The organism is Streptococcus pseudopneumoniae (assembly GCF_001076775.1).
In the GTDB taxonomy this organism is placed as follows: Bacteria; Bacillota; Bacilli; order Lactobacillales; family Streptococcaceae; genus Streptococcus; species Streptococcus pseudopneumoniae_G.
On the sequence record NZ_JVGV01000030.1, the window covers coordinates 76,392 to 91,401 of the forward strand.

General features: G+C 31.8%; 13 protein-coding genes and 2 pseudogenes. 14 read left to right on the plus strand and 1 reads right to left on the minus strand.

Annotated features, from left to right (window positions below; translation table 11 throughout):
• Nucleotides 1-1,312 precede the first annotated feature (1,312 nt).
• The 14 genes and pseudogenes from ADJ60_RS09285 to ADJ60_RS11265 all read left to right on the plus strand — a co-directional run.
• Complete coding sequence (locus ADJ60_RS09285) at nucleotides 1,313-1,534, plus strand: helix-turn-helix domain-containing protein (protein WP_049544702.1); 222 nt, start codon at nucleotides 1,313-1,315, stop codon at nucleotides 1,532-1,534.
• 489 nt (nucleotides 1,535-2,023) lie between these two features.
• Nucleotides 2,024-3,802 (plus strand): recombinase family protein, encoded by a 1,779-nt coding sequence (locus ADJ60_RS09290; protein ID WP_049544703.1) that lies wholly within the window; start codon nucleotides 2,024-2,026, stop codon nucleotides 3,800-3,802.
• A gap of 202 nt (nucleotides 3,803-4,004) precedes the next feature.
• Nucleotides 4,005-4,622, plus strand: a complete 618-nt coding sequence (locus ADJ60_RS09295) for a TetR/AcrR family transcriptional regulator (protein ID WP_045611710.1) — start codon at nucleotides 4,005-4,007, stop codon at nucleotides 4,620-4,622.
• A gap of 109 nt (nucleotides 4,623-4,731) precedes the next feature.
• The gene (locus ADJ60_RS09300; protein ID WP_045611708.1) at nucleotides 4,732-5,442 is read left to right on the plus strand and encodes an ABC transporter ATP-binding protein; all 711 of its coding nucleotides are present in this window, start codon (nucleotides 4,732-4,734) and stop codon (nucleotides 5,440-5,442) included.
• Entirely contained in the window at nucleotides 5,435-6,994 is a 1,560-nt protein-coding gene (locus tag ADJ60_RS09305) for a hypothetical protein (RefSeq protein WP_049544704.1), read from the plus strand. Before ADJ60_RS09300 ends, ADJ60_RS09305 begins: the two co-directional genes overlap by 8 nt.
• Before the next feature lie 18 nt (nucleotides 6,995-7,012).
• Nucleotides 7,013-7,234 carry a DUF1648 domain-containing protein gene (locus tag ADJ60_RS09310; RefSeq protein WP_049544705.1) on the plus strand — a complete coding sequence of 74 codons (222 nt, stop codon included), beginning with the start codon at nucleotides 7,013-7,015 and terminating at the stop codon, nucleotides 7,232-7,234.
• On the plus strand, nucleotides 7,231-7,572 hold the full coding sequence (locus tag ADJ60_RS09315) for a GntR family transcriptional regulator (protein ID WP_049544706.1): 342 nt from the start codon (nucleotides 7,231-7,233) through the stop codon (nucleotides 7,570-7,572). The genes ADJ60_RS09310 and ADJ60_RS09315 overlap by 4 nt, the downstream gene beginning before the upstream one ends.
• A gap of 156 nt (nucleotides 7,573-7,728) precedes the next feature.
• Nucleotides 7,729-8,364, plus strand: coding sequence for a TetR/AcrR family transcriptional regulator (locus ADJ60_RS09320; RefSeq protein WP_049544707.1), 636 nt, complete (start codon nucleotides 7,729-7,731; stop codon nucleotides 8,362-8,364).
• Nucleotides 8,365-8,537: 173 nt separating this feature from the next.
• Nucleotides 8,538-9,278, plus strand: a complete 741-nt coding sequence (locus tag ADJ60_RS09325) for an ABC transporter permease (protein WP_049544708.1) — start codon at nucleotides 8,538-8,540, stop codon at nucleotides 9,276-9,278.
• 135 nt (nucleotides 9,279-9,413) lie between these two features.
• On the plus strand, nucleotides 9,414-10,133 hold the full coding sequence (locus ADJ60_RS09330; RefSeq protein WP_049544709.1) for an ABC transporter ATP-binding protein: 720 nt from the start codon (nucleotides 9,414-9,416) through the stop codon (nucleotides 10,131-10,133).
• A gap of 21 nt (nucleotides 10,134-10,154) precedes the next feature.
• The gene (locus tag ADJ60_RS09335) at nucleotides 10,155-11,837 is read left to right on the plus strand and encodes an ABC transporter ATP-binding protein (protein WP_049544710.1); all 1,683 of its coding nucleotides are present in this window, start codon (nucleotides 10,155-10,157) and stop codon (nucleotides 11,835-11,837) included.
• A gap of 340 nt (nucleotides 11,838-12,177) precedes the next feature.
• A complete protein-coding gene (gene aac(6'), locus ADJ60_RS09340) occupies nucleotides 12,178-12,606 on the plus strand; it encodes an aminoglycoside 6'-N-acetyltransferase (RefSeq protein ID WP_049544711.1) in 429 nt (142 codons plus the stop codon).
• 47 nt (nucleotides 12,607-12,653) lie between these two features.
• Nucleotides 12,654-13,262: pseudogene (locus ADJ60_RS11535) on the plus strand (Type 1 glutamine amidotransferase-like domain-containing protein).
• 179 nt (nucleotides 13,263-13,441) lie between these two features.
• A pseudogene (locus ADJ60_RS11265) lies at nucleotides 13,442-13,609 on the plus strand (CPBP family intramembrane glutamate endopeptidase); the annotation flags it as partial.
• Between the two features lie 29 nt (nucleotides 13,610-13,638).
• On the opposite strand, the gene ADJ60_RS11270 reads toward ADJ60_RS11265, so the two are convergent.
• A protein-coding gene (locus tag ADJ60_RS11270; protein WP_152907437.1) for an IS3 family transposase occupies nucleotides 13,639-14,987 on the minus strand; the annotation gives its coding sequence in 2 pieces (ribosomal slippage) (nucleotides 13,639-14,546 and nucleotides 14,546-14,987; 1,350 coding nt in all).
• Between the last annotated feature and the right edge of the window lie 23 nt (nucleotides 14,988-15,010).

Sequence of the window (15,010 nt, forward strand, 5' to 3'; positions counted from 1 at the left end):
AATAGTTAATAATATATTTATTTAATTTATAAGTGTGTTTTTAAATATTTTTATGCCAATTTGGCATAAAATACAAGTCTCGTTCAGATCTTAACTATAATTTCCTTAGAAGTGAACGAGTGTATAGGCGCGTCAGAGATTTGATTTACGCAAGAGTATATTGCACAGTACTTGTTCTGGAGTCAATTTCATACTCTAAGATTGAGGGTGCTCAACGAACGCTAGCTATCTACTGACTATTTAATAATGCTCTCTTCCCTCTATAAAGTATACATTAGGGCTGGCAGATTGTCCTTATTACCTGAAAAATAAAAAACAGTCCCTCCTGATTTGTTCATTGATAATTGAATAATCTTAGGTGGGACTTTATTTGTTGAGCAATAGAATGTAATGTGCTAGGAAAAGAGCGAGAATCATTTATTCAAAAATAGTATGGTAACCTATCTGCCATGACACAATTAATGATAATGATACTTCTGACCGTTCAGGCCGCCATCGTAAAAAGATAGCGGGTGAAACTCCCATGAGTGATAATACTAATCATTCCCACTGAGAGCAACTTAGAGTAACATGTTATCAGGAGGGAAAGTTCTGGAATAATCAGTAGTAAAATATAGTATGCAATTTTCAATGCTTAAATTTTTATACTCCCGAAATATGCTAACTAATAGTCACATAATCAAAAGGTTGGAATTTATAAGTGTGGACGAAAGTTTTCATACTATGTCCCCTTGGTTTTTCTTTCATCACTTCTGTGAACTCTGTCAGAAAGTCAGACTAAATCTTATTAAGTTACAAGTAATAGCTAGCTTCTATAGAATGATAATGAAAATTCTAGATTGGATTTGCATAATACTGTTATCAGTAGATCTTCTATCCATTGATTTGTTTCACCTGTGTTACAGAATCTCGATTAGTTTTACAAGTAAAAATAGAACGGTTTCTATCCTAACGACGAGCAGCCTAAGCAGTTTTTTCCTTTGTTTAAATAAACCTAAAATTTAGTATTGTTCAGCTTCAGAGAAGTGCTTGTATGATTGATTTGTGAACATTTTCCTATAATTTTGTAATATTTTTGAGACTATAATATATCAGATAAACATGTCTTTTGTGTTTCACTTTATTTTAAAATAATACTAATTTTTGAAAGTCAGTAATATTAAATATTTGATAAAATCTTTGCTCTCAGATGGTTAATAGATATGCTTATGAGAAGTGTTTAATAAATTAATTTTAGTTCAAAATGTCCAATTTGGACACTTTGAATGATTTCTTAGTTTTATATATTATACTTTTCTCAGGAGAAAGCTAGATGTACAGACGTTTGAGAGATTTGAGGGAAGATCACGATTTGACCCAAAAACAAATAGCTAAAATACTTTCGTTTACAAACTCAGCTTATGCTAAAATTGAACGGGGGGAACATATGTTAACTGCAGATGTATTGGTAACTCTCTCAAGCTTTTACGATGTTAGTACAGACTACCTATTGGGATTGACAGATTTTCCTGATAAAATTCGCTTTAGAAAATAATCTCCTCAATTTCATAGAGTGTGAAAATGAGGGGATTTTTTATTTGTTCTTTGAAAATTGAATAGTCCAAAATGGTACTTTCCTCATTTGTGGAGCAAATTTGAATGGCTCGCCATGATAAGAGCGATTTAAAACCATCAATAAAATAGAGCGATACTTTATATGCCATGATACAAATGATATACAATGATACTTCTGACCGTTCAGGCTGCCAACGTAAAAGAGCAGTAAGTGAAATTCTTATGATGACTTCATCAGTCATGCCATGGAGGAGATTGATAAAAGATAAAAGGGAAGTGATTTTTTGAAATCAAATTTAAAAAATTATATAGTCGAGCTAGAGATGCTAAATCTATTATTCTTAAAAAAACTTATTAGCGAAAAAGAATATGAAAAAATAAAGCTGAAACTGCGTAAAATATACACAAATTAGCTGACCTTTTTTATTGGTTGCGGTAAAATAAATGCAGAGAAATAGGAGGTTAAGCCATGTCAAATAACGTTGAAATTATAAAAGCAAATCCTTTAGTAACTAGAAGAAATGATAATAGTGGTTCTTTATCGAGGAGAGTAGCAGCATATTGTCGTGTTAGTTCCGATAGTGATGATCAAAAAAATAGCTATGATTCTCAAGTTCGTCATTATAGAGAGTATATATCACAGCACCCAGATTGGATTTTGGTTGACATTTATGCTGATGAAGGGATTTCAGGAACTCAAGTTGGAAAAAGACAAGATTTTCAAAGATTGATTTCAGATTGCCTTGATGGAAAAATAGACTATATCATTACCAAAGCCATTGCTCGCTTTGCTAGAAATACATTAGATACTCTCAAATATGTTCGTTTGCTCAAAGATAAACAAATTGGTGTATTTTTCGAAGAAGAAAATATTGATACTTTAACTATGGATGGTGAGTTACTATTGACGATATTAAGTTCAGTGGCTCAACAGGAAGTTGAAAATACATCTGCCCATGTTAAAAAGGGTTTAAAAATGAAGATGCAACGTGGAGAACTTATTGGTTTTCAAGGTTGTCTTGGTTATGACTATAATCAAGATACAAAGTCGATATCAATAAATGAAAAAGAAGCCAAGATAGTACGTTATATTTTTGAACGATACATTGATGGTATTGGGGGTAGGGCAATAGCTAGAGAACTTGATGAACTAGGTTATAAAACTCCGAGAGGTCTTGATCACTGGCAAGATACAACAGTTTTAGGAATTATTAAAAACGAGAAGTATAAAGGTGATATTCTAATGGGAAAAACTTTCACTGTTGATCCCATTAGTAAGAGACGTTTAATAAATTTCGGTGAAGAAGATAAATACTACATTAAAAATAATCATGATGCAATAATTAGTCCAGAAATTTTTACACAGGCGCAAGAAATTCGATTACGGAGATCAGGAAACAAAAAAACCATAGCAAATACAAAAGGTAAACGAGAAAGATATTCAAGAATGTACCCTTTTAGCAGTAGATTGGAATGTGGTTTTTGTGGTACTGTTCTGTCTAGAAGAAGTTGGCACTCTAGTTCAGAGTACAAAAAGATTATTTGGCACTGTACAACATCTATAAAGAGAGGTAAAAAGCATTGCACTCATAGTAAAGGCATAGAGGAAAAAGCAATAGAAAATGCTTTTTTACAGAGCTACCAACAGTTGTTTTATGAAAATAATAACCTAACTGAAGACTTTCTTGAAATTATAAAAGAAGAGCTTACTGATGATACCTTAAAAGTAGAGTTGAATAAGATAGTTAGTAAATTAAATTCGTTGTACAAAAAAGAAGAAAAATTAGTTTCAATGAATCTAGATGGAAAAATAAGTGATTCTGTATATGAAGATAAATTCAATCAAATACAAATTGAGAAAGAAAAACTTTTAGAAGAAAAAGTAAACTTAGAAGTAACTTTAAAATCAGAAGTTGATATAAAAAGTAGATTAGAGAATTTTAAAGAAATTTTAACTTCACAAAAGACTTTGACTGAGTTTGACAAGGACATTTTTGAAAGTATCGTTGAAAAAATCATAGTAGGCGGAATAAATTCTGATGGAGAAATTGATCCAGCAATGTTGACTATAATTTTTAAAACGGGAGATTCTTCGACTAAAGATGCAAAATCTTACAAATCTAAAAGGAAGAATGCTAAAATAGAAAATGATAAATTGTGTTTTAATACCGTAACCGATGACGAAAAAAAGTGTACAAATAAAGAAAACAACGCACGTGGAGTGTGTAAGCTTGTTGGAGAAACGTAGTTAATCCTCAAAAGGTTCCCCAAACCTTTTGAGTCCCGCAGACGCATCATGTTGAGGCGGTATCACTGCTTGTACGAGCTTAGAAAAAAATGTTGACGAAAAATCCTTGGTGTCAAGGATTTTTTTGGTATCCTCAAAAAGGTAATTTTATAATTGACAATTTGTCAGTAGAGTAGTATAATTTATAATCAGGAGGAATAAAATGCGAGATGTAAAAGATCCGGAAATTCGACGGGCTGAGATTATGGATGCTGCTATGCTCCTCTTTATGGAGAAAGGATATGCGAACACAACAACTCAGGATATAGTCGATAAGGTAAATATATCACGAGGTTTGTTATACTATCACTTTAAGAACAAAGAAGATATTCTGTATTGTCTTGTGGAACGTTATTCAGAGAAATTATTGAGAGATATTCATGTGATTGTCAATGATGACGACAAAACTGCTATTGAAAAAATAAGAGCCTTTATAGATGCCACAATAATCTCTACAGATAACGTTTCAGCGGAAGGAACTGAGTTACAAAAGACGGTTGATCTTGAAGAAAATCGTTATATGTTAGATAAGTTATCTCATAAGCTCATTGAAAAACTGACTATATATTTTGAGAGGATAATAAATCAAGGCATCTCAGAAAAAGTATTTTCTGTAAAATATCCATCAGAAACAGCAGAATTTCTGATGACAGCCTATGTTTTTGTTTCAAATAACATAGGTATAATAACTTCAAAGAAAGAACCTGTCAAAGATTACTTGAATGCATTTAAGATAATGCTGGAACAAAATCTAAATACAAAAGGACTCTTTAGCAATTAAAAAAAAATAGAATATTTGTAAAGAGAACTATGTACCGATAGCTAAATCAAAACAAGCTATCGGTATTATTTCAAAACAAGACTGACAAATTGTCAATGGAGACGAAAATATGTTAGAGATAAAGAATTTTAGTAAAAGTTATGGGGATAAGAAGGTTGTGGATAACCTATCTATTTCAGTACAGCCTGGAGATATTTATGGTTTTATTGGAGCAAATGGTGCGGGAAAAACGTCAACGATAAAGGCAGTTGTCGGTATCCATGATTTTGAAGACGGAAGTATAATTATCAACGGTCATTCTATTAAAGAAGAACCTGTTATTTGTAAAAAAATGATGGCGTATATCCCAGATAATCCAGATTTGTATGAACATATGACAGGACTTCAATATATTAATTTTATTGCTGACTTGTTTGAAATTCCTACAAAAATACGCAGGGAGAGAATCCAAAAATACGGTGATTTATTTGATATGACTGAGCATCTTTCGGGGATTATTTCTTCATATTCACATGGTATGAAGCAACGAACAGCCATTATTTCTGCACTTGTACATTCTCCCAAACTGTTGATTTTAGATGAACCTTTTGTTGGGCTAGATCCCAAAGCAACTTTCCTACTAAAGAAAATTATGCATGAGTGTGTTTCAGATGGAGGTGCTATTTTCTTTTCAACCCATGTATTGGATGTTGCGGAAAAATTATGTAATAAGATTGCCATTATCAAAAATGGAAAGTTAATTGCAAGTGGCAATACAGGAGACGTCAAAGGTGATGAATCATTGGAGGCATTTTTCATGGAGGTGCAGGACAATGAGTAACATTTGGATACTGCTTAAAGCGCAATTGATTAATTTCTTTCCTATTAACGAGATTAGAGATTCAGGAAATAAAAAACAAAGTTCAATGGCTATTGCGAGTTTTGGCATAATAACTCTTTCCTTATTTTGCTTTGTTTATAATATACTAACAGCGAAAACAATGGTACACGTTGGACAGCAGGACTTGATACCGGCATATATGGTCTCTGTATCAAGTTTTTCAATATTATTTTTGACTGTCTTTTATTCGAATGGCATTTTATTTGGCAGTCGAGATATGGAAATTCTCCTATCCTTACCTGTTAAAAGTTCGTATATTATCACCAGCAAGTTCATGTTTATGTACTTATTGAATTTTTTAATAGGCTTGATGTTTATGCTTCCAGGTGGAATTGTATGGGGCTTGAACGGAAGTTTAAACCTCCTACAGATTATATTGTATTTTGCTTCTATAATTTTTACCCCTTTGATCCCCATGTGTATAGCGACATGCATGGGAATCGTTATTGTTGTCGCTTCATCTTTTTTTAAAAGGAAAAATGTTATCTCTCTTATTTTTTCATTTGCGATGTTAGGTATAATTGGATATTTTGCATTATCAGCTTTGCAATCAGGTGATGAAAGTAGTATTGGGGTTACTCTGGCTAAGCAAATTACTGGACTGTATCCAATTTCTAGACTATTTATGTCATACTACAATTTTCCAATGTACTATGGGATGGGATTTTATATAGTTCTTTCAATAGTCGTCTTTTATCTATTTGTCAAAATTGCTTCGTTGAAGTATAGACTACTTAATACACTTGCCAATACAAAATCAAGATATGCTAATGACAAAGTATCTTATGAAAGAAAATCGGTATTTTTTGCCTTGTATCAAAAAGAGCTTGGACGATTTTTAAGTTCTTATATGGCAGTCTTGAATGCTGGGCTTGGAGTGATTCTTTTATGTGTCTTTAGTATATGTTTCCTGTTTAATTCTGTAGGGCAAATAGGAAATTCTGCAGGAATTGAAAATATAAATGAGTATCTTTCAAACTTAGCTCCCGTCTTTATTTCATCTATGCTTTCACTCAGTTGTCCAGCAGCTTCATCTATGTCTTTAGAGGGTAAAAATATTTGGATTTTGAAAAGTTCTCCGGTTGAGGTAAGAATGATTTTAAATGCTAAGATAGCTGTTAATCTTACACTTCATTTGATTGGATATATGATTTCTATATCTGTATTTGTGCTAAAACTAGATATGAATCTCATTCAAGTCACGAACCTAATTATTGTTCCTATATGTTACTCCTTTTTTATAACTGTAATCGGAATTGCATTAAATAAAAAATATCCTAACTATGATTGGGACAGTGAGATGATAGTTGTCAAACAAAGTCTTCCTGTTATTGTAACTGGAATTATTGGTATGATTGCGCTTATTATGCCACTTTTGCTTAATTGGCTGTTTAATCTTCCGATTATATTTGTTTTACAGGTAGTATCAGTAGTTTTATTGATTATTACAATCGGTGTTTATTTAACAATAAGCAAGTCAAATTTTATCTAGTTAAAGGAGAAAAATAAGATGAAAAACAGACTGATAAAAGATATTTTGGTGTTATTAGTAATGCTAGCTATAATAGTTGTTATTTGTAGATTTCTCCCAGAAAAAGTTCCGATTCATTTCAATGCAAAAGGAGAAGCAGATATGTTTGCAAATAAATACTATCTTCTACTAGCTACAGTCATCCCCTATTCTGCATATTGGAAGTTTGTTAAGCAAAGTGATAATAAAAAGATTAAATGAAACACCATCTATATTTACAAATTGCATCAAAATTAAGAACGACTATTTTAAGAGGTGATTATGCACCTGAACAACAAATTCCTTCAATAAGGAGATTAGCAGAAAACGAGAAGTGTAATCCGGCAACTGTCCAAAAAGCAATGAAAGTTCTCGAAGAACAGAATTTGATTATTAGCTGTGGAACATTAGGATATTTTGTGATAGCAAGCGAGCAAGAAATAAAGGAGTTAAGATATCAAGAATCTAACAAGCTAGTGAAAATTTTGTTTGAAAAACTTTGTGAGCTAGACTTTTCGGAAGATGAGATTGTCAATTTATTTTTTAGAAAAGATGCTTAGAAGAAGTTGAATGGAAATTTATTAGGATTTTTGTGAAAGTATAGAAAAGCCTTGATTGTAAGGCTTTTTTGCATTTTCCAATAAAGAACTTGACATTATTAGTTACTTCCACTACAATAGAATTACATACCATCGGTATGATAGAAAGGAACTAAAATGGCAAGGAATAGAAACTCACATGAAACTAGAAAAAAAATACTAGAGGTCTCAAAAAATTTATTTTTAGAAAAAGGATTTGACAATACGTCAATACAAGATATCATAGATGGCTTAGGTGGATTAACAAAAGGTGTTATCTATCATCATTTTGAGTCTAAATATGATATACTGCAAACAATCATTAGCGAAAACAATCAAGAAATTTTAAATTACAATTGGAGAGGAGATACTGCATTAGAAAAGATACAAAATTCTTTGATGGACTCTTTCTCTAATTTTGAACACCAAAGGCTCGTTTACTCTGCCTCAATCATGCTAAGAAGTCCACGTTTGTTAGGAGAGCAGTATCTAGGTCTATTTTCTGATTTTTTACCCGAAATTAGAGAAAAAGTTTACGAAGGAGTTGAAGATGGGTCTATTAAAACAGAATATCCAGAAGAGCTAGCAGATTTAATTGTTTTAACTCTAAATATTTGGATTGGTTTCCAAATTTCCGTTTTTTCATTAGTAGAATTAAAGCGCAAAATGAATTTCATTAAACTTACTTTTGAAGGTCTAGGGGTACAGTTAATTTCTGATGAAATGATGGAAGTAATTTTCCAATTATTTGATCACTTAAAAGGTGTCAAATAAATTATAAGTATTGATATTTTAAAAAATACCATACTCTAGATATGGTATTAAGAATTCCATTATACATACCTTTAGTATGTTTGTTTTTTTGAATTTTAACATACCAGAAGTATGTAAGGTGCTTTTTGAATATTGTAATTAATATTAACAAAATTTTTTGGAGGAAAGAATCTATGTTGTCGCTTATTAAAATTGAATTAAATAAAGTTTCAAAATCAAAATTATTTTTTGCTTGGTTGGGTACTATATTGATAATATTAGGTATTACAGGAATCATAATCATGGGGTTAGGTACTGATAATAAACTGGGAGATTTTGTTGGACAGAGTGCCAATAATATTAAAATTACTGACAAATGGGGAAGTTGGGCAATTGCAACATCATTGTTTGGATCTTTATTTACTAAAGCAGCATTTTTGATTTTTGAATCTTATTTATTGTCTACGATTATTATTGATGAATTTAAACGAAGAACAATTTTTCAGCTGTTTTCCTACCCTGTTTCTAAAATAAAGTTACTATGGGGAAAAGTGCTTACAGTAATTCTGATATCATTTATTGCTCATTTTACTGCACATTTAGTTATTCAATTATTAATTAAATTAGTAGCAGTTTTAACTGAATCAAATTATATCCCAGTAGCTAATCAAATGATTAACTTAGCTGGAATTACAGTTGGAACAGTATTAATCGGAATACTACCTTTTGTTTTAGGTATGATTAGGCATTCAATAGCTATAACAATGCTTTCAGGACTTGGTTTAGCAGCGTTACTTTCGAATGTAAGTCCAGGCAGTTTAACTAATAATTTTGTTGATAACTTATTCTTCTTAATATTTGCTAGTTTCATAAGTTTAATGATTGTTTCATTTTCAATTTATACTATTTCAAGAAAAGATATTAATATCAAGTAGTATAGCTAAATTTAATGGAAGGAAAGTGCTAATTTTTTGATGATTTATTTAAACGAAGAGACTGTATAAGTTGGTATTTATGCTCCTGAAGAAAAATCCTTGCATTTAAAGCTAGATATAGAAAGAGAGATAGAAATGAGAAATATTGTTGAAATAAAAGAAGTTTTTAAAACAATTGATAAAGAAGAAATTTTAAGTGGTATCAACCTTCAAATTGCTGAAGGAGAAATCTATGGTTTTTTAGGACCGAATGGTGCTGGAAAAACAACGTTAATGAAATGTATGTTATCCTTATCAACTGTTACATCTGGTAGTATTGAAATTTTTGGGAAAAATCTACAAGAACACAGAGAAGAAATCCTAAGTCATATTGGAAGTATTATTGAATCACCAATTTTTTATGATAATTGCACTGCAAAAGAAATTTTGGAAATTCACGCTCAGTATATGGGGAAAAATATTATTGAATCAGATATAATAAGAGCCTTAAGAATGGTCGGATTAAAAAATACGACTAAAAAAGTAAAAGAGTTTTCGTTAGGAATGAGACAGAGACTTGGTTTAGCTCGGGCTTTCCTAACAAAACCTAAATTGTTAATTTTAGATGAACCAATCAATGGTTTAGATCCAATAGGAATTCAAGAAATTCGGAATCTTTTGTTGTCTCTTTCTAAGGAATGTGGTGTTACAATATTCATCTCAAGTCATATTTTATCGGAAATTTCACAGATAGCAGATAAGATTGGTGTTATCAAAAATGGAGAAATGCTAGAACAGATCTCTATGAGAGAGCTTAGGAGAGAGAATATTGACTTAGAAGAATATTTTATGTCACATTTTCTAAATGAAATTTAAGAGTTATGAGGTAGATTAGGAATGAAACAATTGACAAAGTGCCATAAGAAGTCTTTTTATACTTTCATGATTTTTAATATACTAGTTCCTTTAACTAATATTGCTTTTGCTTATTCTATTAAAATTATAATTGATAGTGGAATGTCCCAAAATAGGGAAGCTCTAACCCAAGCGATACTAATAGGTGCTATCGTAATATTTATCTATGCCAGTCTTAATTTTATATCCCTTCGATTAAGAAATAAACTTGTTAGGCAGATTATGTCAAGATACAAAAATAAGGTGTTTAAATCTATTTTAGATAGCGATTATAGAGAATTTTCTAAGGAAAAATCAGGGAAATTTATTTCAATATTAACTGAGAACATGAAGAAAATTGAGCAGGATTATTTGCACCAGTATTTTAATATTTCAAAAAATATTTCCTTAATGATTTTCTCACTAGTAGCCATGTTTATAGGTAATTGGTTTTTGACCTTATTAGTTATCATTGCTAGCATTATTCCTATGATGATTTCAGGATTTATTGGACAAAAATCAGCCTCTCTACAAAATAGTTCTATGATAGCCGATCAGAAATATTTAGCTAAGGTTAAAGATATTTTAGCAGGGTTTCTAGTTATAAAGAGTTTTAATGTGAAAGAGGCTATCGGTCAAGATTACAAAAATGAAAGCGAAAAATTGGATGAGATATATTTCATCAAAGGGAAATTTGATGTTTTATCTAATGTTATTTCTCAACTTTCAGGGATGATTGTTTTTTTAGTAGCCTTTGGTGGAGGAATGTATCTCGTATTTAATGGCTATACCACAATTGGGAGTGTAACAGCTATTGTTCAACTAGTCAATTTTGTAGTAATGCCACTAAATGAAGTTGGTATGGGAATAAGTAAATTCCGTGAAGGTCAGGCAACACTAGATGCATTTGAGGTAAAAGATGTAACAGAACTTCAGACTGGTAAAACGAAAGAATATTTTGATGATGTCATTTCTTTTTCAAATGTAGATTTTTCCTACCCTAATGCTGAGGAAAAGATTTTTAATAATTTATCTTTGCAGATCAAAAAGGGGGGAAAAATTGCAATAGTAGGTATGTCAGGCAGTGGAAAATCAACTTTACTCAATCTATTACTGCGTTTTTACGATGTAACAAGTGGGCACATCTCCATTGATAATATAGATTTGCAAGCTATTTCAGCAGAGAGCCTTTATAACTTAATGACTATTGTTCAGCAAGATGTTTATATCTTTGATGATACTTTAAAAGCAAATATTACCCTTAGTCAATCCTTTACTGAAGATGATATAAAAAAAGCTGTACAGCAGTCTGGTTTAGAAAGTTATATTTTAGAAAATGAATTAGGTCTACAAACTTTATGTGGCGAGAATGGATCAAATCTATCTGGGGGAGAAAGACAGAGACTTAGTATTGCGCGTGCCTTAATTCGAAAAACACCAATCTTATTATTAGATGAGGCTACTTCGTCTTTAGATAATAAAGTTACTACTGAAATTGAAAATTCAATTTTAAAAATTCAAGATTTGACTGCACTTGTAGTAACCCACAAGTTGAATGAAAACATTTTGAAAAGATACGATAGAATTCTCTTTATGAAAGCAGGCGTCATTGTTGAAGATGGTTCTTTTTGTGACTTGATGGATAGGAGAGGTGAGTTTTATAAGTTGTTTGAGTTGAGTGTGTAATTCTCTTTCGTTTTATAGTATAATTCTATAAAACACTCTATTACTTTCGTTATATAATATAGATGTTGACTAGCACCACATGTTGAGGCAGTATCACTACTTGTACGACTGAGGCATCAGCGAAGTAGAAGTAAATGATCTCCCATGCGATAGGACTCTTAGAATGAGGAGGAGAACCGGCGAAATGATACGGTAAGTCCGAACCGCTGAGTTCGTGGCTCTGCTCTTCCGATCTGAGATAGCGAAAAGTAGAAGGGGATGGTATTGGTATCAATCAATGAGTAACAAAGTAACAGCGTGATTCGAAAAACTTGCTTGTAATTTGCGGAGGAACATCAATATGGATGGAATAACAAAAGATTCTATAAAAACGGCTAAACTAATGAAACAATTATGGCCCCAATTGACCAATAAAGAAGCTATTGATGAAGTTAAAAAATATACGAATGGCAAAAATACTGCAATCTTTACTGAAGTTGAAGGTGACACAATTGTAGGTCTAGCACTATGTTCACTCAGATTTGATTATGTTGAAGGTTGTAAATATAGTCCTGTTGGATTCTTAGAAGGGATTATTGTCGACGAGGAATATCGTTTAAAGGATATTGCTAAAAATCTCTGTACAAAATGTGAGGAATGGGCGAAAAATAAAGGATGTAAGGAATTTGCAAGTGACTGTACTTTAACGAATACGGATTCTATAAGATTTCATCTCAATATTGGATTTCAGGAGGCAAATAGAATTATTCATTTTAAGAAGAAATTATAATTTCATAATGTGGTCAAAATTTATATATCTTTAGAAAGTGTGAAAGATTGGAAGAACAAATTTTTTTGATGGGTGGGAATCCCCCAATAAAGAAACATAGCATTGTTGATAAAATTGTATTATCAAGCAAGATTGAAAGAATTGTTATTTTTACAGTTTTTCGAGATAATTGGCAACCCTATATGAAAAAGTACACGGAAGTTTTCCAAAGTCAATTTCCTAATCTAAACACTGATTACTTACTTTTGGACACTGAGCAGATTGATTTTGATAGCTATTTAGATGCTGATCTAATTATTATAGGTGGTGGAAATACGGAAAAGTATTTAGCAACTTACGTCAATTAGCAGTTCAAAAATTATATCTATCGTATGCTGAATAAAGGAGCAAAAGTTATAGGGTTTTCCGCAGGAGCCCTATTATTAGGAGAAAAAGTCTATGTCTCACCTAATGATAATTCAGATCATCAGATAAAGATAAAAAATGGATTAGGAGTCTTTAGTCAGTTTTTAATTAGTGTCCATTATGATTCATGGAATGATAAAGCAAATAAGGATAGAGCTGAAGAACTCGTTAATGTTCCCATAATTCCACTAAATGATCATTCATGTCTTGTATTAGATAAACTTGGAAACATTATTGAGAAAATTGACTAGTTTTAATCATGCGAATCTGAATCTACGAAACTAAAGTATTGATGAAATGAATAATGAAAAGCCTTGATTGTAAGGCTTTTTTGTGTTTTTATGATAGAATATAGGTAGTTATAATCGAGAGCAACTAAGAAGCAGTAAAAAAATATTATACGTAGAATAATCAAGATTAGGAAGATAAAATGACAGAAATTGACAAAAAGAATTTAAAAAATTATCTTTATTTTACATTTGGAATTACTTATATATCTTGGGGGCTTCTTGCCATATTTACTCAATCTCATATTTTGGGATTAGAAACATTTATAGGGAGAATGTTACATATAGTAGGTGCACTTGGTCCAGCTATGTACTGACCCCAAAAAGTTAGACAATTAATTTATCCGAAGGATTTAGTTCTGTATTGCACAGGACTGAGTCCTTTTAGTTTTACCTTAATTCGTTTATTGTTGTAGTAATCAATATAGTCTACAATGGCTTGTTCCAATTGGTTGAGCGACTCAAATGACTTCTCATAACCATAAAACATCTCCGATTTCAGAATACCAAAGAAAGATTCCATCATGCCGTTGTCTGGGCTGTTACCTTTACGTGACATGGATGCTTGAATTCCCTTACCCTCTAGAAACTGATGATAAGAATCGTGTTGATATTGCCAGCCTTGGTCACTATGGAGAATCGTATTCTCGTAGCGCTTCTCTGTGAATGCTTGTTCCAACATTGTTTTTACTTGTTCTAAGTTGGGTGAAGTTGAAAGATTATAGGCGATAATTTCGCTATTAAAGCCATCTAAAACTGGTGATAAGTAAAGCTTTTGAGCGCTTGCTGGAATGGCAAATTCTGTCACGTCCGTATAACACTTTTCCATTGGTTTAGCTGCTTCAAATTGGCGTTGAATAAGGTTGTCTGCTTTCTTGCCAACATCTCCTTTATGAGAAGAATACTTGCGTTTCTTGCGGATTCTAGCTTGTAAATTGAGCACTTTCATCAAGCGTTGAACTCTTTTATGATTGACCACATAACCACGATTTCTTAATTCTAAATGGATTCGACGATAGCCGTAATTTCCTTTTTGTTCGGTAAAAATAGCTTGAATTTCAGCTTTAAGCTTTTGATCCTTATCTGGTTTGTCTAGCTGTTTCAAATGATAGTAGTAGGTCGAACGAGCGAGTTTAATGGTTTTTAGAAGAATATCTAACGAAAAATCAGTGATTAATTCTTGAACAATTTCTGTCTTTCTTCTTTCTCTTTTTCCTCCTTCAAGCGGAGTTCTCTCAACTTTTTTAGGACAGCATTCTCCGCTCTCAGATACTCGTTTTCTGCTTGAAGTCGTTCTAACTCTGTCATCTCTTCGGGTTTCTTCTTTGGTTTACGTCCCATTTTAGGTACTCTCCCTCTTGTTTTCTCAACAATAGTATACCCGTTTTTCTTGTATTGTGCCATCCAATTTGGAAGCATACCACGATTTGGGAGAGCATATTCGAGAGAAACTCTATCTTGAGACCAGTTTTCATGTAGGACTTTATCAATCATTTCTTGTTTTAATTCAGGAGAATAGTAACGATTTTTTTCTTTTTTGACGAACTCTATTCCATAACGATCAATCAATTTAATCATGTACCTAATATTAGAATTGTTTATCCCAAATTTATTTGAAAGCTTCTCTAAGCTATATCCTTGTTTTCTAAGTTCATAGATCTGAACTTTATCATCATAAGTTAATTTCATAATAAAAACACCCCAAAAGTTAG

Excerpts from the sequence above, each read along its gene's own strand:
- ADJ60_RS09330 (WP_049544709.1), top strand. The coding sequence starts at position 9,414 with ATGAGAAATATTGTTGAAATAAAAGAAGTTTTTAAAACAATTGATAAA.
- ADJ60_RS09295 (WP_045611710.1), top strand. The coding sequence starts at position 4,005 with ATGCGAGATGTAAAAGATCCGGAAATTCGACGGGCTGAGATTATGGAT.
- ADJ60_RS09290 (WP_049544703.1), top strand. The coding sequence starts at position 2,024 with ATGTCAAATAACGTTGAAATTATAAAAGCAAATCCTTTAGTAACTAGA.
- ADJ60_RS09315 (WP_049544706.1), top strand. The coding sequence starts at position 7,231 with ATGAAACACCATCTATATTTACAAATTGCATCAAAATTAAGAACGACT.
- ADJ60_RS09335 (WP_049544710.1), top strand. The coding sequence starts at position 10,155 with ATGAAACAATTGACAAAGTGCCATAAGAAGTCTTTTTATACTTTCATG.
- ADJ60_RS09310 (WP_049544705.1), top strand. The coding sequence starts at position 7,013 with ATGAAAAACAGACTGATAAAAGATATTTTGGTGTTATTAGTAATGCTA.
- ADJ60_RS09300 (WP_045611708.1), top strand. The coding sequence starts at position 4,732 with ATGTTAGAGATAAAGAATTTTAGTAAAAGTTATGGGGATAAGAAGGTT.
- ADJ60_RS09305 (WP_049544704.1), top strand. The coding sequence starts at position 5,435 with ATGAGTAACATTTGGATACTGCTTAAAGCGCAATTGATTAATTTCTTT.
- ADJ60_RS09285 (WP_049544702.1), top strand. The coding sequence starts at position 1,313 with ATGTACAGACGTTTGAGAGATTTGAGGGAAGATCACGATTTGACCCAA.
- ADJ60_RS09320 (WP_049544707.1), top strand. The coding sequence starts at position 7,729 with ATGGCAAGGAATAGAAACTCACATGAAACTAGAAAAAAAATACTAGAG.
- ADJ60_RS09325 (WP_049544708.1), top strand. The coding sequence starts at position 8,538 with ATGTTGTCGCTTATTAAAATTGAATTAAATAAAGTTTCAAAATCAAAA.